At 66.1% G+C, this 21,109-nt stretch carries 19 protein-coding genes; 13 read left to right on the forward strand and 6 right to left on the reverse strand.

Going from position 1 to position 21,109, the window contains the following annotated elements; all coding sequences use genetic code 11:
• Window positions 1-12 precede the first annotated feature (12 nt).
• Window positions 13-990 (reverse strand): FKBP-type peptidyl-prolyl cis-trans isomerase, encoded by a 978-nt coding sequence (locus ACM0PK_RS00435; protein ID WP_014037761.1) that lies wholly within the window; start codon window positions 988-990, stop codon window positions 13-15.
• A 96-nt stretch (window positions 991-1,086) separates the two neighbouring features.
• Window positions 1,087-1,674: a glutathione peroxidase gene (locus ACM0PK_RS00440; RefSeq protein ID WP_072168168.1), complete on the reverse strand. Its 588-nt coding sequence runs from the start codon at window positions 1,672-1,674 to the stop codon at window positions 1,087-1,089.
• A gap of 370 nt (window positions 1,675-2,044) precedes the next feature.
• Between ACM0PK_RS00440 and ACM0PK_RS00445 the strand changes: the two genes are divergently transcribed.
• The 7 genes from ACM0PK_RS00445 to ACM0PK_RS00475 all read left to right on the forward strand — a co-directional run bounded on the left by ACM0PK_RS00445 (window position 2,045) and on the right by ACM0PK_RS00475 (window position 6,623).
• Window positions 2,045-2,281, forward strand: coding sequence for a hypothetical protein (locus ACM0PK_RS00445; protein WP_154351094.1), 237 nt, complete (start codon window positions 2,045-2,047; stop codon window positions 2,279-2,281).
• Between the two features lie 2 nt (window positions 2,282-2,283).
• Complete coding sequence (locus ACM0PK_RS00450) at window positions 2,284-2,643, forward strand: GntR family transcriptional regulator (protein ID WP_005417481.1); 360 nt, start codon at window positions 2,284-2,286, stop codon at window positions 2,641-2,643.
• Window positions 2,643-3,518, forward strand: a complete 876-nt coding sequence (locus tag ACM0PK_RS00455; protein ID WP_005417484.1) for an ABC transporter ATP-binding protein — start codon at window positions 2,643-2,645, stop codon at window positions 3,516-3,518. The genes ACM0PK_RS00450 and ACM0PK_RS00455 overlap by 1 nt, the downstream gene beginning before the upstream one ends.
• Entirely contained in the window at window positions 3,515-4,543 is a 1,029-nt protein-coding gene (locus ACM0PK_RS00460) for an ABC-2 transporter permease (RefSeq protein WP_065178601.1), read from the forward strand. Before ACM0PK_RS00455 ends, ACM0PK_RS00460 begins: the two co-directional genes overlap by 4 nt.
• Before the next feature lie 25 nt (window positions 4,544-4,568).
• Entirely contained in the window at window positions 4,569-5,456 is an 888-nt protein-coding gene (locus ACM0PK_RS00465; RefSeq protein ID WP_072168170.1) for a GIN domain-containing protein, read from the forward strand.
• Window positions 5,457-5,485: 29 nt separating this feature from the next.
• Window positions 5,486-6,091 carry a YggN family protein gene (locus ACM0PK_RS00470; RefSeq protein WP_061480100.1) on the forward strand — a complete coding sequence of 202 codons (606 nt, stop codon included), beginning with the start codon at window positions 5,486-5,488 and terminating at the stop codon, window positions 6,089-6,091.
• A 106-nt stretch (window positions 6,092-6,197) separates the two neighbouring features.
• On the forward strand, window positions 6,198-6,623 hold the full coding sequence (locus tag ACM0PK_RS00475) for a hypothetical protein (protein ID WP_414607305.1): 426 nt from the start codon (window positions 6,198-6,200) through the stop codon (window positions 6,621-6,623).
• A 108-nt stretch (window positions 6,624-6,731) separates the two neighbouring features.
• On the opposite strand, the gene ACM0PK_RS00480 is transcribed toward ACM0PK_RS00475, so the two are convergent.
• On the reverse strand, window positions 6,732-8,159 hold the full coding sequence (locus tag ACM0PK_RS00480) for a class II fumarate hydratase (protein WP_414607306.1): 1,428 nt from the start codon (window positions 8,157-8,159) through the stop codon (window positions 6,732-6,734).
• A gap of 292 nt (window positions 8,160-8,451) precedes the next feature.
• On the opposite strand from ACM0PK_RS00480, the gene purB reads away from it, so the two are divergent.
• The 6 genes from purB (at window position 8,452) to lpdA (ending at window position 18,635) form a co-directional block, all read left to right on the forward strand.
• Complete coding sequence (gene purB / locus ACM0PK_RS00485) at window positions 8,452-9,819, forward strand: adenylosuccinate lyase (RefSeq protein ID WP_414607307.1); 1,368 nt, start codon at window positions 8,452-8,454, stop codon at window positions 9,817-9,819.
• 739 nt (window positions 9,820-10,558) lie between these two features.
• On the forward strand, window positions 10,559-11,971 hold the full coding sequence (locus ACM0PK_RS00490) for a ribosomal protein uL16 3-hydroxylase (protein WP_072168348.1): 1,413 nt from the start codon (window positions 10,559-10,561) through the stop codon (window positions 11,969-11,971).
• A 9-nt stretch (window positions 11,972-11,980) separates the two neighbouring features.
• On the forward strand, window positions 11,981-12,877 hold the full coding sequence (locus ACM0PK_RS00495) for a GNAT family N-acetyltransferase (RefSeq protein ID WP_414607308.1): 897 nt from the start codon (window positions 11,981-11,983) through the stop codon (window positions 12,875-12,877).
• Between the two features lie 186 nt (window positions 12,878-13,063).
• The gene (locus tag ACM0PK_RS00500; RefSeq protein WP_005417518.1) at window positions 13,064-15,895 is read left to right on the forward strand and encodes a 2-oxoglutarate dehydrogenase E1 component; all 2,832 of its coding nucleotides are present in this window, start codon (window positions 13,064-13,066) and stop codon (window positions 15,893-15,895) included.
• Between the two features lie 40 nt (window positions 15,896-15,935).
• On the forward strand, window positions 15,936-17,135 hold the full coding sequence (gene sucB / locus ACM0PK_RS00505; protein ID WP_053499860.1) for a dihydrolipoyllysine-residue succinyltransferase: 1,200 nt from the start codon (window positions 15,936-15,938) through the stop codon (window positions 17,133-17,135).
• A 63-nt stretch (window positions 17,136-17,198) separates the two neighbouring features.
• On the forward strand, window positions 17,199-18,635 hold the full coding sequence (lpdA, locus tag ACM0PK_RS00510; RefSeq protein WP_414607309.1) for a dihydrolipoyl dehydrogenase: 1,437 nt from the start codon (window positions 17,199-17,201) through the stop codon (window positions 18,633-18,635).
• 143 nt (window positions 18,636-18,778) lie between these two features.
• Here the strand turns inward: lpdA and ACM0PK_RS00515 are convergent, their stop codons facing one another.
• From ACM0PK_RS00515 to ACM0PK_RS00525, 3 genes are all read right to left on the reverse strand, one after another.
• The gene (locus ACM0PK_RS00515) at window positions 18,779-19,036 is read right to left on the reverse strand and encodes a hypothetical protein (RefSeq protein ID WP_414607310.1); all 258 of its coding nucleotides are present in this window, start codon (window positions 19,034-19,036) and stop codon (window positions 18,779-18,781) included.
• A complete protein-coding gene (locus tag ACM0PK_RS00520; RefSeq protein WP_005417525.1) occupies window positions 19,033-19,245 on the reverse strand; it encodes a hypothetical protein in 213 nt (70 codons plus the stop codon). The genes ACM0PK_RS00515 and ACM0PK_RS00520 overlap by 4 nt, the downstream gene beginning before the upstream one ends.
• Before the next feature lie 246 nt (window positions 19,246-19,491).
• Window positions 19,492-20,922 carry a replicative DNA helicase gene (locus ACM0PK_RS00525; protein WP_049410515.1) on the reverse strand — a complete coding sequence of 477 codons (1,431 nt, stop codon included), beginning with the start codon at window positions 20,920-20,922 and terminating at the stop codon, window positions 19,492-19,494.
• Window positions 20,923-21,109 lie beyond the last annotated feature (187 nt).

Raw genomic sequence — 21,109 nt, forward strand, 5'->3', positions numbered from 1 at the left:
CTCCGTGGTCGCTTACGGCAGGACGCCCAGCAGCTCGACGTCGAAGGTCAGAGTCGCGTTCGGGCCGATCGGGCCACCCGGGGTGCCGTTCTCACCGTAAGCCAGCTCACCCGGGATCCAGAAGCGGTACTTCGACCCGACCGGCATCAGCGCGACGCCTTCGGTCCAGCCCTTGATCACCTGGTCCAGGCCGAACTCGGCCGGCTGGCGACCATAGGAGCTGTCAAATACGGTGCCGTTGAGCAGCTTGCCTTCGTAGTTCACGCGCACCTTGCTGCTCGGCAGCGGGCGCTCGCCGCTACCCGGGCGGATGATCTGGTACTGCAGGCCAGACGGGGTGGTGACGACGCCCGGCTGGGTCTTGTTCTTGGCCAGGAACGCGTTGCCTTCCTCGCGGTTGGTCTGTGCGGCTGCGGCGGCCTTGGCCTGCATCTCGGCCTGCTTGCTGCCCATGAAGGCCTGGATGGTGGCGGTCGCGTCAGCTTCCGTCATCTTCGGCTGGCCCTTGCTCAGGCCTGTGCTGATCGCGTCAAACAGCGAGGCGACATCAATGTCGTCCTTCAGCTGTGCCAGCGACGGGCCGACCGAGTACGAACCGATCATCTGCGACACTTTGACGCGATCGACCTTCGGCGGCTGCGAACCCGGCGCCATGCCCGGCACCTGCTGGCCACTGCGGGCCATCACCACCTGGCGCAACGCGGCATCGGTGGCCTTGGCCTGTTCCTGGGTGATCTGCGGCTGCAGGCCTTCGAACGAACGCTCCACGGCAGTGCGCAGCGCGGCCACATCGATCTCATCGGCGATCGGGGTGAACGACTTGGCGACATCAAGGCCGATGGCGTAGCCGAGCTTCTGCTTGGGGGAATTCAAGGTTGCGGTCTCCTTGGCGGCTGCGGGGGCAGCCGGTTGTTGCGACAGAGCGACACCCGAAGTGCCCATCGCCAGAATCAGAACCGACGCCGCGGCGCCGCGCATTCCCATCTTCATTCGCTGCATTCCTGGAAGTGTCTGGGCGCCGACGTCGGCGCGAAAAGAAACATTGTCGCACGCATGCCGTCGATGTCGAGGCATCCGTGCCGGATATCAATGCGTGGCGGCTGCGGCCAGCGCCTTGTCGATGGCGGCGGTCAGCTGCGGATCGTCCGGCGTTACCTTGCTGGCGAACTGGGCAATGACCTTGCCATCGCGGCCGACCAGGTACTTGTGGAAGTTCCAGCCCGGCGCCACGCCGGTGGCCGCGGTCAGCCTCTGGTACAGCGGCGTCGCCTGTGCACCGACGACATGCACCTTCTCGAACATCGGGAACCTGACGCCATAGGTGAGCGTGCAGAAATCCTGGATCTGCTTTTCGTCACCGGGCTCCTGGCCCTTGAAATCGTTGGACGGGAAACCGAGCACGGCAAAGCCGCGGCCGGCATATCGCTTCTGCAGCGCCTCCAGGCCTTCGTACTGAGGGGTATAGCCGCACTTGCTTGCGGTATTGACCACCAGCAGTACCTGCCCGTGGTAGCGCTGCTGCAGGTTGACCTGCTGCTTGCTCGCGAGTGGGCGGTACTCCAGGTCCAGCAGATCGGCCGCCAGCACATGGGCGGAACCGGCCAGGCCGGCCACCAGCAGGGTCAGCAGGGACAGGCCGCGCAGGCGGCGCGGGATAACGGTCGGCAGGTGCATCGAGAGCGGTCCGCGGTAGCCATTCACAGGGCCGGCCGGTAGCGGCCGGGAATCGGCCGAACTATAGCACCGCCCCGCCCCCCCCCCCCCTTGTTGCGGCAAGCGCCTGCGGCTTTGCGCAGCGTGGCGTCTTTCCGCTGGCCTTACCAGCGACGGCGCAGTGATGACATAGCATGGACAACACTGAATGGCAGGCCGAACTGGACAAACCCCTACGTCAATTTTATTTCCCTTTCCAATCAAATGGATAAGCGGATATTTCAGCAATCTGACCACCCCTGCCATCAGTTGGGGACGGCAGGGGCTTGCACCCAGGCGTGCCGGTGTTATAGTTGCATACAACACCAGTCACCTGAGACAGGGGGAAGCCATGAACGCCCGCATCCGTCGCAACCTCACCGCACCCGCGGCCGCAGCTGTTTCGACCCTGATCGTGCTGGCCTGGCTGGCCACGCCCACCACCCCCGCCTCTCCCGATAGTGCGCAGGATGCAACCGCTGCACCGGCCGGGAACGCCGCTTCCTCCCCCTCTCCCCCGCGTCGGCTGCACAGCTCCCTGTCCATGCCGTATTTCTCGTTCGCCCAGCCGCTGACCCCACGGAGCTGAATATGAGCGACATCCAGTGGAGCGACGGCGCTCCCATCTACCGTCAATTGAAGGAGCGCGTGATCGCCATGATGCTCGACGGAATCCTGAAGCCGGGCGATGCCCTGCCTTCGGTGCGCCAGGTGGCCGCCGACTATCAACTCAACCCCATCACCGTTTCGCGCGCCTACCAGGAACTGGCCGATGAAGGCCTGGTCGAGAAGCGCCGCGGCCTGGGCATGTTCATGACCGAGCAGGCGGCCACGCAGCTGCGCAGCAGCGAGCGCGAGCGCTTCCTCAACGAAGAATGGCCCGCGGTGCTGGAGCGCATCCAGCGCCTGGGCCTGAGCCTCGACGAATTGCTGCCCCAGGGGAACGTCTGATGAACAGCACTGCAAGCGAACCCGTCATCACCGCGCGAGGCCTGCGCAAGGCCTACAGGACCACGGTAGCCCTCGACAACGCCAGCTTCAGCATTCCGAGCGGGCGCATCGTCGGCCTGATCGGTCCCAACGGCGCCGGCAAGACCACCGCACTGAAGGCCATCCTCGGCCTCACCTCGGTGGAAGGCGACCTGAGCGTGCTCGGCCGCGATCCGCGACTGCATCGCGACGAGCTGATGAATGACATCTGCTTCATCGCCGACGTCGCCGTGCTGCCGCGCTGGCTGAAGGTGCGCGAGGCGATCGACTTCGTCGCCGGCGTCCACCCGCGCTTCGACCGCGCCCGCTGCGAGCGCTTCCTGGCCAATACCAAGCTGCAACCGAAGCAGCGCGTGCGCGAACTGTCCAAGGGCATGATCGTGCAGCTGCACCTGGCGCTGGTGATGGCCATCGACGCCCGCATCCTGGTCCTGGACGAGCCCACTCTCGGCCTGGACATCCTCTATCGCAAGGAGTTCTACCAGCGCCTGCTGGAGGACTATTTCGACGAACAGAAGACCATCATCGTCACCACCCATCAGGTGGAAGAGATCGAGCACATCCTCAGCGACGTCATGTTCATCCGTGATGGCCGCATCGTGCTCGACGCGGACATGGACGATGTCGGCCAGCGCTACACCGAGCTGCTGGTCAACGCCGACCAGCTGGAGACCGCGCGTGCGCTGAAGCCGATCGACGAGCGCAGCCTGGCGTTCGGCAAGACCGTGATGCTGTTCGATGGCGTGCCGCGCACCCAGCTCTCCACCCTTGGCGAGACCCGCAGCCCGGGCCTGGCCGATCTGTTCGTCGCCATCATGAAGGGGACCTACGCATGAATGCCGTCAACCACCCCGTCAGCCCGATGGGCACCCTGCGCTGGCTGCTCAAGCGCGAGTACTGGGAGAACCGTGGCGGTTTCCTGTATGCACCGCTGATCGCCGGCCTGATCTCGCTGGTGATGAGCACCATCGGCATCGCCTTCGGCCTGTTCGCCCTGCACCGGGCCGCACGTGATGGTGGCCTGCACATCGACGGCGAAGACGTGAACATCAACGGCCTGGACCTGGCCCTGCTGACCCGCGACATCAGTGCCAAGGACCTGGCTGACCTTGGCAACGGCCTCGACCTGACCCTGGTGCTCAGCTCGGCCTGGCCGTTCCTGGTACTGGCCTTCGTGGTGTTTTTCTACTGCCTGGGTGCCCTGTACGACGACCGCCGCGACCGCAGCATCCTGTTCTGGAAGTCACTGCCGCTGTCGGATACCCAGACCGTGTTGTCCAAGGTGATCAGCGCACTGATCGTGGCCCCACTGATCGCGGTGATCGCCGGCATCATCACCATGTTCGGCTTCATGCTGGTGATCAGCATCGTCGCGCTGATGCACGGCGGCAGCCCGATGACCCTGATCTGGGGCCCGGCCAGCCCGCTGACCCTGGCCGCCGGCCACCTGGCCTGGATCCCGGTCTACGCCCTGTGGGCCCTGCCCACCGCCGGCTGGTTGCTGCTGTGCTCGGCCTGGGCCCGCAGCAAGCCGTTCCTGTGGGCGGTGATGCTGCCGCTGTTCGCCGGCGTCATCGTCAGCACCACCAAGGTGATGCCGCTGATCGGCCTGACCACGGGCTGGTTCTGGCAGAACATCGTTGGCCGGCTGCTGCTGGGCGGCGTACCGGGCACGGACCTGGTGTATCGCCTCAGCGCCGAGGAAGGCACGCGTCGCGACCTCGAATCGGTGGTCAGCCTGATGTCGCCGGCCTCGCAGCTGAAGTCACTGGCGATGCCGGAACTGTGGATCGGTGCTGCCGTCGGCGCCGTGTTCATCGTCCTTGCCATCCGTCTGCGCAAGCGCGCCGGCGAGATCTGATTCCATCCACCCGGAGGCACCACCCATGCGTTCCCTGCTCGCCTGTTCTGCGTTGTTGCTGTTGCCGCTGTCGGCGCTGGCCGCCGATGCTCCGAACTGCAAGTTCACCGCTGCCCGCGCGCTGAAGCTGGACGTGGCCGGTGCCAAAGCGGTGGTGTTCGAGGTCAACCAGCATGACCTGAAGGTGGTCGCCAGCCCCGGCGGCGGCCAGTTGGATGGCCGTGCCTGTGCGTCCAGCCAGGAATGGCTGGAGCAGCTGGTACTGGACCAGCGCAAGGTGGGCGACAAGCTGGTGGTGAGTCTGCGCCGCGAGGGCCGTGACAGCGGCATCAGCCTGGGCAGCAGCTATGCCTGGCTCGACATCCGTGGCAGCGTGCCGGACAACCTTCCGCTGCAGTTCAAGGTCGGCTCCGGCGATGCCAGCGTGGACAATGCACAATCGCTGAGCGTGGACGTCGGCTCCGGTGATGCCATCGTGCGTGGTACCCGCGGCAGCATCCACGCAGCGGTGGGTTCGGGCGACCTGGACATTGATGGCGGCAGTTCGCTGAACCTGCTTTCGCTGGGTTCCGGCGACGTCAAGGTGCGCAACATCGGTGGCGATGCGGTCACCGGCACTGTCGGTTCGGGTGACCTGAAGATCAGCGATGTCCGCGGCAACGCACGACTGGACACGGTCGGTTCCGGCGACATCGGGTTCAAGCGCGTGCAAGGCAACGTCGAGGTCGGTGTGGTCGGCTCGGGCGATGTTGATCTGTCCGACATCGGCGGCAATGTGCATGTGCGCAGCCACGGCTCGGGGGACATCCAGGTCGATGGCGTGCGCGGCAGCCTGACCGTCGACCACAGCGGCAGCGGCGATGTCGGCCACCGCAACGTCAGCGGCACCGTCACCCTGCCCCGTAAAAAGTAACCGCTACCTGACCGATCGAGGAAACTGCCATGAATCTGCTGCGCGTGCTGCCTGCCACCCTGCTGTGTCTGCCGCTGATCGCCTGCGGCGGCACGTCCTCCACGCCTGATACCACCGTCGGCAAAAGCGTGGCCGACGCGACCAGCGGGGTCGGCCAGACTGTCAAGGAGGCCATGGACGATGCCCGCAAGGACATCACTCAGGGCAACATCAAGATCTCGGCCGACAAGCAGCCGCGTGCCGAGATCACCCCGGATGGCCACCTGCTGATCGACGGCAAGGACGTGCCGGCCAACGAAACCCAGCGCCAACGGCTGCTGGAATATCGCGGCCACGTCGTCGCCATTGCAATGGACGGCATGGATGTCGGCCTGGCTGGCGCCAAGCTCGGCGCCAGCGCTGCCGGCGAAGCGCTGAAGGGCATTTTCAGCGGCGACAGCGAAGGCATCGAGAAGCGGATCAACGCCGAGGCCGAGAAGATCGAGGCCCAAGCCAAGCGCATCTGCAACCGCATGCCGGCGATGCTGGCCAGCCAGCAGGCACTGGCGCGTGAGCTGCCGGCGTTCAAGCCCTACGCAACGATGGACCAGAGTGACGTCGACGACTGCGGCAAGGACACCGTGGTCCAGCGCTAGGCCTGTGACAGATCAGCGCACCCGGCCGGCAGCGGCGCCCCGCTGCCGGCCGTAGCGTGCCGACCGGCTTACAATGGCGGCCCCGGACGCCCCCGAACCGAATGCCATGAAGAAGTTGTTCCTGCTGCTGGCCGCCCTGCTCTGCCTGGGCCTGGTCGGCTGTGACAAGGATTACCGCAACCACCGCGCCGAGCGCGGCAAGCCCAAGATTTCCGTCAGCGAAGGCATGGTGACCGTGCGTCGCCCGCCGGCACCGAACATCATCATCCTCGGCGATGGCACGATGAAGGTGGACGAGATCCAGATCCCGCTGGACGAAGGGCAGAAGCAGATGCTGCAGACGATGTTCGGCAGGCTGCAGGTGCTGCGCCAGAACACCCTGGTCGCCGCCCCGGCCGATCCCAACATGCAACCGGTGAAGATCCAGCCGCCGGAGGGCATGGAAGTGATCCCGGCGGACCTGGTCCAGCACATACCCGAGTTCAAGGATTACACCGACACGTTCGGCAACATCGTCGCCGACCGTCGCTGAAGCAGAAACGCCGCCCCAGGGCGGCGTTTCCTTTTGTAGAGCCGAGCCCATGCTCGGCTACTGCCCGGAATCTGAGCCGAGCATGGGCTCGGCTCTACAACCAGCAGATCAACCGCCGGCGCCACCACCGCCAGCCTGGATGCCACCTGCAGTCAGTGCGGTCGGATCCAGCAGGCGCCGCAATTCGGCCTCCTCCAGCCCGCTGTCTTCCAGCGCCACGTCCAGCACCGGGCGCTGTTCCTTGTAGGCACGCTTGGCAATCGCCGCAGCCTTCTCGTAGCCGATGATCGGATTCAGTGCGGTGACCAGGATCGGATTACGCGCCAGCGCCTCGGCCACGCGATCCTCACGCACCTTCAGCCCGGCGATCGCGCTGTCCGCCAACAGGGTCGACACGTTGGCGAGCAGGCCGATGCCATCGAGCAGGTTCACCGCGATCAGCGGCAGCGTGACGTTGAGCTGGAAGTTACCGGTCTGGCCAGCCACGGTGATCGCGGTGTGGTGGCCGATGACCTGCGCACAGGCCATCACGGTCGCTTCCGGAATCACCGGGTTGACCTTGCCCGGCATGATCGAGCTGCCCGGCTGCAGTGCCGGCAGTTCGATCTCGCCCAGCCCGGCCAGCGGACCGGCGTTCATCCAGCGAAGATCATTGGCGATCTTGATCAGCGCCACGGCCAGTGCATTGAGCTGGCCCGACAGTTCCACGGCATCATCCTGCGCGGCCAGGCCTTCGAACTTGTTCTCGGCGCTGTCGAACTTGAAACCGGTCTGTTGCTTCAGTGCCTTGGCCACCTGCGCGCCAAAACGCGGGTCGGCGTTGATGCCGGTGCCGATGGCGGTGCCACCCAGCGGCAGGCGGCGCACGCGCTTGAGACTGTCTTCGATGCGCTCCTGCGCCGAGGCCAGCTGTGCCGACCATGCGCCGAACTCCTGCTCGAAGGTCAGTGGCATCGCGTCCATCAGGTGGGTACGGCCGGTCTTGACCACCTTGCGCAGGCTGCGACCCTTCTTGTCGAGAGTCTTGCGCAGGTGCACCAGCGCCGGCAGCAGCTGTTCGTGCGTGGCCAGCACCGCCGACACCCGCAGCGCAGTCGGAATCACGTCGTTGGAGCTCTGCCCCTGGTTGACGTGGTCATTGGGATGCACGGTGGTCTTGCCCGCCTTGCCGGCACGGTTGGCCAGGGTGGCGATGACCTCATTGGCATTCATGTTCGACGACGTGCCCGAGCCGGTCTGGTAGACGTCGATCGGGAAGTGCGCGTCCCAGTTGCCGGCGGCCACTTCGGCAGCAGCGGCCTGGATGGCCTTGGCCACAGACTTCGGCAGATGTCCCAGCTCGGCGTTGACGCCGGCGGCGGCGCCCTTGACCAGGCCCAGGGCACGGATGAAACCGCGCGGCATGCGCTGGCCCGACACCGGGAAGTTCTGCACGGCACGCTGGGTCTGCGCGCCCCACAGGGCGTCGGCAGGCACCTGCAGCTCGCCCATGCTGTCGTGTTCGATTCTGAAACCCTTGCTTGCAGCTTTGCTCATTGCATCAACTCCGCACTACTTCAGTTGGGGAAAGGGAAGCGGCGGCTGACAGGGTGTCGCTTCCCGGGCTGGCGGCTGCGCCAACGATACTCCCTTGCCCGCAGCGTGGGATGACGAGGACGGGCCAGAACGTTCCGTCCGCAGGGCCGTGTTGTAGAGCCGAGCCCATGCTCGGCTTCCCGCAGGGCGCCGGATTCTCCGAAGCAGCCGAGCGTGGGCTCGGCTCTACAGGGCACGCCCCGCCGGCACGTCGTAGAATATCGGCCCCGCCGCTCGTCGCAGCCCTGCCGACATGTCCGATTCCGCCCTGCTCGCCCTGTCCCCGCTCGATGGCCGCTATGCCGGCAAGGTCGACGCCCTGCGCCCGATCTTCTCCGAGTACGGCCTGATCAAGGCCCGCATCACGGTCGAGGTGGAATGGCTGCTGGCCCTGGCCGCCGAACCGGGCATCGTCGAACTGGCGCCGTTCTCCGACGCCGCCGTCGCCCGCCTGCGCGACCTGGCCGCCCGCTTCAGCCCGGCCCAGGCCGCGCGCGTGAAGGAGATCGAGCGCACCACCAACCATGACGTCAAGGCGGTGGAGTACTTCATCAAGGAACAGCTGAAGGACGACGCCGAGCTGGCTCCGGCGCTGGAATTCGTGCATTTCGCCTGCACCAGCGAAGACATCAACAACCTCAGCTACGGACTGATGCTGGAACAGGCCCGCCGCGAGGTGCTGCTGCCGACCCTGGACGGCATCGCCAGCACCCTGCGCACCCTGGCCCACGCCCAGGCCGGCCAGCCGATGCTGTCGCGCACCCACGGCCAGACCGCCTCGCCGACCACGCTGGGCAAGGAGCTGGCCAACGTGGTCGCACGCCTGGAGCGCCAGCGCCGGCAGATCGCCGCGGTCGAACTGACCGGCAAGATCAACGGTGCGGTCGGCAACTACAACGCCCACATCGCCAGCTACCCGGACGTGGACTGGCCGGCCTTCGCCGAGCGCTTCGTGACCGGCCTGGGCCTGGTATTCAACCCGTACACCACGCAGATCGAGCCGCACGACAACATCGCCGAGATCGGCGATGCGGCGCGTCGCGTCAATATCATCCTGATCGACCTGGCCCGCGACATCTGGGGCTACATCTCGCTGGGCTACTTCAAGCAGCGCCTGAAGGAAGGCGAAGTCGGCTCGTCGACGATGCCGCACAAGGTCAATCCGATCGATTTCGAGAACGCGGAAGGCAACTTCGGTATCGCCAACGCGCTGTTCGAGCACTTCAGCGCGAAGCTGCCGATCAGCCGCTGGCAGCGTGACCTGACCGATTCCACCGTGCTGCGCGCACTGGGCACCGCGTTCGGCCACAGCCAGGTGGCGCTGGATTCGCTGGCCAAGGGCCTGGGCAAGCTGGAAGTGAACCCGCAGCGCCTGGATGCCGATCTGGACGCGGCCTGGGAAGTGCTGGCCGAGGCCGTGCAGACGGTGATGCGCCGCCACGGCCTGCCGAACCCGTATGAGCAGCTGAAGGCGCTGACCCGCGGCCAGGGCATCACGGCCGAGTCGATGCGTGCGTTCGTGCAGGGGCTGGAGCTGCCGGCGGATGCGAAGCAGCGTCTGCTGGACATGACCCCGGGCAGCTACACCGGTCTGGCCGAGGCGCTGGCGAAGAAGATCTAAGGGTTTGCTTGCGGCGGCGGCCGCGTGCGCTGCCTGCGGCAGGCAACATCAACGTCAAGAGCGGCTCTGGATTGCTGCTAGCTGGGCGGGGCAGGTTGGGTTCGCGGGGGACGCCGTGAATCCGTCCGTGGAGGCTTAGCCGCGCCATCCATGGCGCGGATACCCCCGCGAACCCAACCCGCCCCACCTCTGACAGTTGTCCGGTGACGGATCGAAGAGCGTTGGGTTGTCGGGACGGAATTTGAGAGAGGGACGCGGCTTCGCCGCGTCCCTCCTTGTTTGTGGGGGTTTTGTAGAGCCGAGCCCATGCTCGGCTGATTTTCGCGTGGGCAAAAGCAAGCCGAGCGTGGGCTCGGCTCTACAAGGGCATGAGCAAGCGCAGCGCGCGACCCGCTCTTGCCTTTGATTTTCTTCTTCCATTCCGTGGCGGGCCCCGCAGGAAACTGTCAGGGGCCGGGCGGGTGGACCGTGCAGGGGCGTTGGCGCCATGGATGGCGCCATCGAGCTTACAGGGACGTACTTGCAGCGTCCCCTGCATGGCCCACCCGCCCGGCCAAGCCCATGAAGCCGGTCGACTAACAGTCGACCCTACCAAGATGTCGCCACGAGGGGCTCCGCCGTTGGCCGGACACCCCGCGACAAACCACGGCACGTGCGCAATCCCCACGAACGTCGGACAATGCAACCCATGGCGGCCCGCCACGCCGCCCCTCCCGCTTTCCGCTGCAAGGATTCCCCCATGGCCGCCCGCAAGTCCTCCGCCCCCCTCATCGAAGTCACCGCCCGCCCCGGCCAGCCGCTGGGCATGGCGCCGGCCACCTTCCTGCGCGACTTCTGGCAGAAACGCCCGCTGCTGATCCGCAACGCCTTCCCCAACTTCCAGACCCCGGTGCAGCCGGAAGACCTGGCCGGGCTGGCCTGCGAGGAAGGCGTGCTGGCGCGCCTGATCGAGCACGACAAGACCCGGGACGGCTGGCGCGTGCGCACCGGCCCGTTCCAGGAAGACGTGTTCCCCGCCCTGCCCGACCACGACTGGACCCTGCTGGTGCAGGACGTGGACAAGTGGGATCCGGACGTGCGCGCCCTGATCGAGCACTTCAGCTTCCTGCCGCGTTGGCGCATGGATGACGTGATGATCAGCTTCGCCGCCACCGGCGGCTCGGTCGGCGCCCATGTCGACCAGTACGACGTGTTCCTGCTGCAGGCCCACGGCCACCGCCGCTGGCAGATCGACGCCAGCGAATCGATCAAGGGCAAGCAGCCACCGCTGGGCTTCCGCCCGGACGTGGAACTGAAGCTGCTGAAGGTATTCAAGCCGACCCACGACTGGGTGCTGGCGCCGGGCGACATGCTGTACCTGCCGCCGAACGTGCCGCACCACGGCGTCGCCGAGGATCCCTGCCTGACGTTCTCCTTCGGCATGCGCGCGCCGTCCTCGGCCGAACTGATCAGCGACTACCTCGACACCCTGATCGCCGATGCCGACGAGAACATCCGTTACCAGGATGCCGACCTCAAGGTGCCAGCCGACCCGAACGAAATCGACACGGTGGCGATGGCGCGGGTGATCACCGCGCTCAACGCCATCCGCATGAACGACCCGGACAAGCTGGGTGACTGGTTCGGTCGCTTCATCACCACCTACCGCGCCGCCGGCGAAGTGATGGCCCACCAGGCCGCGCCGGCTCCGGAGGAAGTGGTCCAGGCACTGGCCTCCGGCCTGCTGCTGCAGCGCCACCCGTGGGCACGCCTGGCCTGGCGCCGGGCCAAGCGCGGCGCCAGCCTGTACGTCAGCGGCCAGGACTTCGCGCTGCCGGTGAAGGACGCCCAGCGCCTGGCCGGCGCCGAGCAGCTCGACGCCGCCGCCTATCGCGGCCTGTCCGACAAGGGCCGGGCCGTGCTCCAGCAGCTGCTGGTCGGCGGCGTGTTCCAGCTGATCGATCCCAGCGAAATGTATGACGCTGAAGACGAGGACGACGGCGAAGACGCCGTGGTCCTCGGCGAAGTGGTCGAAGGCCGTGACCGCGTCGACGCGATCGACGCCGACGCGGTGTCCGACGATGTCCACTCCGTGACCGTGCACGACGACGGTATCGAGGTCATCGTCAACTTCGAGGACGACGACGAAGACGACAGCACGGGCCGGGCCTGAGCCCTCACCATGGTCCGGGTCCAGCAGGTCAGCCACGCCGACGCCCACGTTGCCATCCACGACGCGCGCCAACGCGTGTTCGTGCAGGAACAGGGCATCGCCGCGGAACTGGAACGCGATGCGCTGGACCCGGTCAGCGTCCATGTGCTGGCACTGGACAGTGACAACCAGCCGGTCGGCACCGGTCGGCTGGCCCCGGACGGCCGCATCGGCCGCATGGCCGTGCTGGCCAGCCATCGCAGCCACGGGGTCGGTGAGGCCCTGCTGGGGGCACTGGTCGAGGCCGGGCGCAGGCTCGGCCTGGCCGAGCTGCACCTGCACGCCCAACTGCCCGCCCGCGAATTCTATGCCCGCCAGGGCTTCCTGCCTGAAGGCGAGGTGTTCGAGGAGGCCGGCATCGGCCACCAGCAGATGCGCCGCCGGCTGGGCGCGACCAGCGCGATCGTCCGCCGCGCCGAGGCGGTGGCCATCACCACGGCCATCGTCCACCGCGCCCGCCGCCAGCTGTGGCTGCACAGCCGCCAGCTGGACCCGGGACTGCTCGACGCGGCGCCGGTGCAGGCCGCCCTGCGCCGCTTCGTCACCGCCCGCCACGACAAGCAGCTGCGGGTGATCGTGCACGATGCCGCTGCGATCGCCTCTGCCGGGGCACCGCTGCTGGCGCTGGCCCAGCGTCTGCCAAGCGTGATCCAGTTCCGCGAGGTCAGCGATCCGGTCGACCGCGCGCTGGTCTCGGCCTGCCTGCTCAACGATGCGGGCGACTTCTACTTTCGTCTGATCGGCCATCGCCTCGACGGCGAGGCCGGCGTCGCGCTGCCGGCACGTTCGCAGCCGTTCGGGCAGCAATTGCAGCGGGTCTGGGACCGTTCGCGCGATTGCAGCGAACTGCGCGCGCTCGGCATCTGAGCCGGCACCGCTGACCCAACCTGTCTGGAACCGGCACCAGCGGACGCGGGATACCTGTGGTGGTGCCCCTTCGTGTCCCGTTGGGGGTACAATTTGGCTGTTTGAACGCGCCCGCGCAGGGCTATTCATCTTCCTGCCGGGTCCTTCTGAAGCCATACCCCACAAAGCGAATCAACACCCTCCATCGTGGACAATCAACTGAAGCAGTTTGCGCAATCTTCGCAACTCGCCGGCGGCAACGCCTCCTATGTCGAGGACCTGTACGAGCAGTACCTGGTCTCCCCGGATAGTGTCGATCCCAAATGGAAAACCTACTTCGACGGCTTCAAGGGCCGGGAAGCAGGTGACATTCCGCACTCGGCCGTCATCTCCCACATCGCGGACGCGGCCAAGGATGCGCTGAAAGCTGGCACCGGCACCGGTGCGGGCGACGAGCGCGAGCGCAATGTCGGTCGTCTGATCACCGCCTACCGCTCGCGCGGCCACCTGGACGCCCGCCTCGATCCGCTGGGCTTGGCCGCGCCGGTCAACACCCCGGACCTGGGCCTGCCGTTCCACAGCCTGTCCGATGCCGACCTCAACAGTGAGTTCAGCACCGGCGGCGTCGGCGGCCAGCCGCGCATGAAGCTGCGCGACCTGCTCGCACGCCTGAAGGCGACCTACACCGGCTCGATCGGCGCGGAGTTCATGCACATCTCCGAGGTTGAGCAGCGCCAGTGGATCTACAAGAAGCTGGAAGCGGCCGGTGGCAACTACCAGCTGGACGCTGACACCCAGCGCCGCACCCTGGAGCGCCTGACCGCGGCCGAAGGCCTGGAGCGCTACCTGCACACCAAGTACGTCGGCCAGAAGCGCTTCTCGCTGGAAGGCGGCGACTCGCTGATCCCGATGATGGACACCATCATCCGCAGCGCCGGCAAGGATGGCGTCAAGGACGTGGTGATCGGCATGGCCCACCGCGGCCGCCTGAACGTGCTGGTCAACACCCTGGGCAAGAACCCCCGCAAGCTGTTCGACGAATTCGAAGGCAAGTTCGAACACGACGAGCACGCTTCGGCCGGCGACGTGAAGTACCACATGGGCTTCTCCGCCGACGTGGCCACCGACGGTGGCCCGGTGCACCTGGCACTGGCGTTCAACCCGTCGCACCTGGAAATCGCCGACCCGGTCGTGGCCGGTTCCGTGCGTTCGCGCCAGGAGCGCCGCAAGGACACCGCACGCAAGCAGGTCATGCCGATCCTGATCCACGGCGACGCGGCCTTCTCCGGCCAGGGCGTGGTCATGGAGCTGTTCCAGATGTCGCAGGCCCGCGGCTTCGCCGTCGGCGGCACCGTGCACATCGTGGTCAACAACCAGGTCGGCTTCACCACTTCCAACCCGCTGGATACGCGCTCCACGCGCTATGCCACCGACGTGGCGAAGATGATCGCCGCCCCGGTGCTGCACGTGAACGGCGATGATCCGGAAGCCGTCGTGTTCGCCGCGCAGCTGGCCTTCGAGTTCCGCCAGAAGTTCGCCAAGGACGTGGTCATCGACCTGATGTGCTACCGTCGTTGGGGCCACAACGAGGCCGACGAGCCGGCGATCACCCAGCCGCTGATGTACCAGGTGATCCGCAAGCACCCGACCACCCGCGAGATGTATGCCGAGCAGCTGGAAAAGGCGGGCGTGATCGCCGCCGGTGCCGGCAAGGCCATGGTCGATGCCTACCGCGAGAAGCTGGACGCGGGTGAAGTGACCACCGAGCTGGCCAAGGTCGAGAAGACCCCGCCGAGCAGCCCGCTGTTCGTCGATTGGCCGAAGCTGCTGGAAGGCAAGCTGTCCGATCCGGTCTCGACCAAGGTCGAGAAGAACAAGCTGGTCGAGCTGGCCAAGCTGATCAACACCATCCCGGACGAAGTGCAGCTGCACTCGCGCGTGGCCAAGGTCTACGACGACCGCCGCAAGATGGCCGCCGGCGAGATTCCGGGCGACTGGGGCTTTGCCGAGAACCTGGCCTACGCCACCCTGCTCGACGAAGGCCACGCACTGCGCCTGGTCGGCCAGGACGTCGGCCGCGGTACGTTCACGCACCGCCACGCGATCCTGCACGACCAGAAGACCGACAACTACTACATGCCGCTGCGGCAGCTGGTGGATTCGCCGGAGAAGGCCACCGTCATCGACTCGCTGCTGAGCGAAGAAGCGGTGATGGCCTACGAGTACGGTTTCTCCACCACCGATCCGAACACGCTGTGCATCTGGGAAGGCCAGTTCGGCGACTTCGCCAACGGTGCCCAGGTGGTGATCGACCAGTTCATCGCCGCCGGTGAAGCCAAGTGGGGCCGCATTTCCGGCCTGACCCTGCTGCTGCCGCATGGCTATGAAGGACAAGGCCCGGAACACAGCTCGGCGCGCCTGGAGCGCTTCCTGCAGCTGTGCGCCCTGGAGAACATGCTGGTTGTGGTGCCGTCGACCCCGGCGCAGGCCTTCCACATGCTGCGTCGCCAGCTGCACATGACCACCCGCAAGCCGCTGGTGGTGATGTCGCCGAAGTCGCTGCTGCGCCACAAGCTGGCCGTGTCGACCCTGGACGAACTGGCCAATGGCGAGTTCCAGCACCTGATCGGCGACGCCAATGCCGATGCCAAGAAGGTCAAGCGCGTGGTGCTGTGCTCGGGCAAGGTCTACTACGACCTGCTGGAAGACCAGACCAAGCGTGGCCAGGACGACGTGGCGATCATCCGCGTGGAGCAGCTGTATCCGTTCCCGCGTGCGCTGCTGGCTGCCGAGCTGAAGAAGTACGGCAAGGCCACCGACGTGGTGTGGACGCAGGAAGAACCGCAGAACCAGGGCGCGTGGTACCAGATCCGCCACCACCTGCAGTTCTGCCTGGCCGATGGCCAGAACCTGCACTACGCCGGTCGCGCACGTTCGGCGTCGCCGGCTGCCGGTCACATGGCTGACCACGTCCGCGAGCAGCAGCAGCTGATTGCCGACGCACTGGTCAACCCGTTCAACGACACGTTCGCTGAATAATCCTCCCCCTATTTAGAAGACAAACCAGGAAGCTCCCGCAATGGCCACCGAAGTCAAAGCCCCGGTACTGCCCGAATCCGTCGCCGACGGCACCATCGCCACCTGGCACAAGAAGGTGGGCGACGCCGTCAAGCGCGACGAAAACCTGCTTGACCTGGAGACCGACAAGGTCGTGCTGGAAGTGCCGTCGCCGGTTGACGGCGTGCTGAAGGAAATCAAGTTCAAGGAAGGCGATACCGTGACCTCCAGCCAGGTCGTGGCGATCATCGAAGAAGGCGCCGTGGCTGCGGCTCCGGCCCCGGCCGCTGAAGAGAAGAAAGCTGAAGCCGCACCGGCCGCCGCTGCTCCGGCCGCTGCCGCCGCTCCGGCTCCGGCTGCCAAGTCGGCCGCCGACACCCTGCCGCCGGGCGCCCGCTTCACCGCCATCACCGAAGGCGTGAACCCGGCCGACGTCGACGGCACCGGCCGTCGTGGTGCAGTGACCAAGGAAGACATCGTCAACTTCGCCCGCAACGGCGGCGCCGGCAAGGCCGGTGGCGCACGTCCGGAAGAACGCGTGCCGATGACCCGCATCCGCAAGCGCATCGCCGAGCGCCTGATGGAGTCGAAGAACTCCACCGCCATGCTGACCACCTTCAACGAAGTCGACCTGTCCAAGGTGTCGGCGGCGCGCAAGGAGCTGCAGGACGAGTTCGTCAAGGCCCACGGCATCAAGCTGGGCTTCATGAGCTTCTTCGTGAAGGCCGCTGCCAACGCGCTGCAGCGCTTCCCGCTGGTCAACGCCTCGATCGACGGCGACGACATCATCTACCACGGCTACTCGGACATCTCGATCGCCGTGTCGACCGAGAAGGGCCTGGTCACGCCGGTCCTGCGCAACGTCGAGCGCATGTCGTTCGCCGACATCGAGAAGACCATCGCCGACTACGCCAAGAAGGCACGTGACGGCAAGCTGGGCCTGGAAGAACTGCAGGGCGGCACCTTCACCGTGACCAACGGCGGCACCTTCGGTTCGCTGCTGTCGACCCCGATCATCAACCCGCCGCAGAGCGCCATCCTGGGCATGCACGCCATCAAGGAGCGTCCGATCGCCCAGAACGGCCAGGTCGTGATCGCGCCGATGATGTACCTGGCGCTGTCCTACGACCACCGCATCATCGACGGCAAGGACTCGGTGCAGTTCCTGGTGGACATCAAGAACCAGCTGGAAAACCCGGGCCGCATGCTGTTCGGCCTGTAAGAAACCTCCCGCCCCTCCGCGCCTGCGCGGAGGGGTTCTGGTAATGCATCAAGGAATAATTCAATGGCTGAACAATTCGACGTCGTCGTCATCGGTGCCGGCCCGGCCGGTTACCACGCTGCCATCCGCGCGGCCCAGCTGGGCCTGAAGACCGCCTGCATCGACGCAGCCCTGGGCAAGGACGGCAAGCCGGCCCTCGGCGGCACCTGCCTGCGCGTGGGCTGCATCCCGTCCAAGGCGCTGCTGGATTCCTCGCGCCAGTTCTGGAACATGGGCCACATCTTTGGCGACCACGGCATCAGCTTCAAGGATGCCAAGATCGACGTCGAGGCGATGATTGGCCGCAAGGACAAGATCGTCAAGCAGTTCACCGGCGGCATCGGCATGCTGTTCAAGGCCAACAAGGTCGCCGCCTACTACGGCTTCGGCCAGCTGCAGCCGGGCAACGTGGTCAAGGTGAAGCAGCACGACGGTTCGGAAGTCGAGCTGAAGGGCACCAACGTCATCATCGCGGCCGGTTCGGATTCGATCGAACTGCCGTTCGCCAAGTTCGACGGCGAAACCATCGTCGACAACGTCGGCGGCCTGGACTTCACCGAAGTGCCGAACCGCCTGGCGGTGATCGGTGCCGGCGTGATCGGCCTGGAACTGGGCAGCGTGTGGAAGCGCCTGGGCGCTGAAGTCACCATCCTTGAGGCCATGCCGGAGTTCCTGGCGGCTGCCGACGCCGAAGTGGCCAAGGCCGCTGCCAAGGAATTCAAGAAGCAGGGCCTGGACATCAAGCTCAATGCCAAGGTTTCCAAGACCGAGATCACCGGCAAGGGCAAGAAGAAGGAAGTCATCGTCACCTACACCGACGCGGAAGGCGAAAAGACCCTGACCGTGGACAAGCTGCTGGTGGCCGTCGGCCGTCGCGCCGCCACCAAGGGCCTGCTGGCCGAAGGCACCGGCGTCAAGGTCAACGAGCGCGGCCAGATCGAAGTCGACGCGCACTGCCACACCGGCGTCAACGGCGTGTGGGCGGTCGGCGACTGCGTGCGCGGCCCGATGCTGGCGCACAAGGGCTTCGAGGAAGGCATCGCGGTGGCTGAGCTGATCGCCGGCCTGCCGGGCCACGTCAACTTCGACACCATCCCGTGGGTCATCTACACCGAGCCGGAACTGGCGTGGGTCGGCAAGACCGAAGCCCAGCTGAAGGCCGAAGGCATTCCGTACAAGTCCGGCAGCTTCCCGTTCGCCGCCAACGGCCGTGCCGTGGCGATGATCGAGCCGGCCGGCTTCGTGAAGATCCTGGCCCATGCCGAAACCGATCGCATCCTCGGCATGCACCTGGTTGGCGCCAACGTCTCCGAACTGGTGCACGAAGGCGTGCTGACCATGGAGTTCAGCGGCTCGGCCGATGACCTGGCCCGCATCTGCCACGCCCACCCGTCGCTGTCGGAAGTGATCCACGACGCCGCGATGGCGGTCAGCAAGCGCGCCATCCACAAAGCGAACTGATCGTCCGGTAGTGCTGGCCGCTGGCCAGCATCACCCGGATATGAAAAACCCCGCCTCGGCGGGGTTTTTTGTTGCCCGTTTCCCTGTAGCGCCGAGCCCACGCTCGGCTGCCCTGCAGAGGCCGCCGAGCATTGGGTTCGGCGTTACACCTTTCCAGCCGGCTTCTTCGGTGGATCCTCACAGACCCGATGCTGCACCACCGTCTCGCCGACCTTCCATTCCTTGGTGACCCGGCAGCGCTCCCTGGCCTCGGGTACCACCAGAGGCTTCGCCCCCGCAGCATTCGCTTCGTCGGCACCGGCTGCCTGCTGGCGCTCCAGCCACACCGAAGGCGGTGCTGGAGGTGCGGCCAGTACCGGGCCCGCCAACAGGGCCAGACCGACCAGCGCCACTGCCCTCATGCGGGCACCGCCCGGCCACCGAGCATGCGCGCCGGCAGCATGAACAGCGCGCGCAGGAAGGCGAACAGCGCCGAGAAGGTGATGCCGACCAGTCGGAACGGCAGGCTCAGCAGCCACACGAACGGCCAGGCGATCAGGGCGAGGATCGCCAGCGGCCAGCAGAGTACGAACAGCAGGCACCACACACCGAGCGCGAACAGGGTCTTCATCACGGCCTCCTTGGGGCGGCACCCTGCCGCCTGCGGACACCTTGGCGCCCTGCCCTGGCGCCGGCAAACGGTTTGCGACGAAACCGGGCTGGCGGCGATGAAACCGATCCAGCGCAGTGCAACGCCACGCCCACGCCCGGCTGCGCTTCGAGGCGACCGCATGGAACCCGCGCTGACAGCGGCTCCTGCCGGTGCCTTGGCTCTCAGCGCCCGGTGGTGGTTGCCGGCCAGCGGCCGGCATGACCGTTACTCGAACGAACCGACCGAATCGTGGGCCAGGTTGTCGAAGCGGGTGTACTCACCGAAGAACTTCAGCTTGCACGAGCCAGTCGGGCCACCACGGTGCTTGCCGATGATGATTTCGGCCAGGCCCTTGTCCGGCGAGTTTTCCTTGTTGTAGTAGTCGTCGCGGTAGATGAACACGATCATGTCCGCGTCCTGCTCGATTGCGCCCGATTCACGAAGGTCGGCCATCACCGGGCGCTTGTCGGTACGCGTTTCCAGCGAGCGGTTGAGCTGCGACAGCGCGATCACCGGCACGTTCAGTTCCTTGGCCAGTCCCTTCAGCGAACGCGAGATTTCCGAGATTTCGGTCGCGCGGTTCTCGCTGTTGCCCGGCACGCTCATCAGCTGCAGGTAGTCGATCACCACCAGGCCCAGGTCATGCTCGCGCTTGAGGCGGCGGCACTTGGAACGCAGCACTTCAGGCGACACGCCCGGCGTGTCGTCGATGAAGATCTTGGTCTCCTTCAGCATCTTGATCGCGCTGGTGACGCGGCTCCAGTCCTCGTCTTCCAGCTGGCCGGTACGCAGGCGCTGCGCGTTGATGCGTCCATTGGAGGAAATCAGGCGCATCGCCAGCTGCGATGCCGACATTTCCATCGAGAACACCGCCACGCCCTTCTTCGACTTGATGGCCGCGTACTCGGCGATGTTCAGCGCGAAGGTGGTCTTGCCCATTGCCGGGCGCGCCGCGAGAATGATCAGGTCGGTCGGCTGCAGTCCGGCGGTCATCGCATCGAACTCGTTGTAACCGGTCGGCAGGCCGGTGATGTTGCCGCCGTTCTCGAAGCGGTTGCGCAGCTCCTCGAAGGCATCCTTCAGTGCACCGGGCATGGCCACGAAATCGGTACGGCCACGCGCACCCTGTTCGGCGATTGCAAACACGCTCTTTTCCGCCGAGGCCAGCAGCTCGCTGCTGTCACGCCCCTCCGGCTGGAAACCGTCGTTGACGATGTCGGTGCCGACCTGGATCAGCTGCCGCAGCACTGCCTTGTCGCGCACGATCTCGGCGTAGGCCACGATGTTGGCAGCTGACGGCGTGGTACTGGCCAGTTCGATCAGGTAGGCGCCGTCCCCCACCAGTTCCATCTTGCCCTGCGATTCAAACCACTCGCCCAGCGTTACCGCATCAAACGGCCGTTCGCGCTCGGACAGCTCGCGGATCGCACGATAGATCATCTGGTGATCGCGACGATAGAAGTCGCTTTCGGTCAGCTGGTCGTTGACACGGTCATACGCCTCGGGCGCCAGCATCAGGCCACCCAGCACCGCCTGCTCGGCTTCCACCGAATGGGGCGGTACCCGCAACTGGTCGATGCGCGACTCGTCGCGATCGCGATCGAAGCCATCACCGCGCTCTCTGCGGTTGGAACGGAAGCCGGGACGAGCGGACATGCTGCGGTGTTTCCTGCAAAAGTGGGCCAGACGAGTGTAGGCATGTGCCGACCCCGGCAGCCATGGACAAACCTGTGGATAAGCCGTGGGAAAACGGGGGATATCCGCCGGTACCTGGCCAGACTGGCGTGAGAGCGTCGCACTGCCTGCGACGGACGCCGTTGCGGCGCCCGAGCGGGACATTATC

The sequence above is a fragment of the Stenotrophomonas sp. FR010 genome (assembly GCF_047520755.2).
GTDB classification, from domain to species: domain Bacteria; phylum Pseudomonadota; class Gammaproteobacteria; order Xanthomonadales; family Xanthomonadaceae; genus Stenotrophomonas; species Stenotrophomonas sepilia.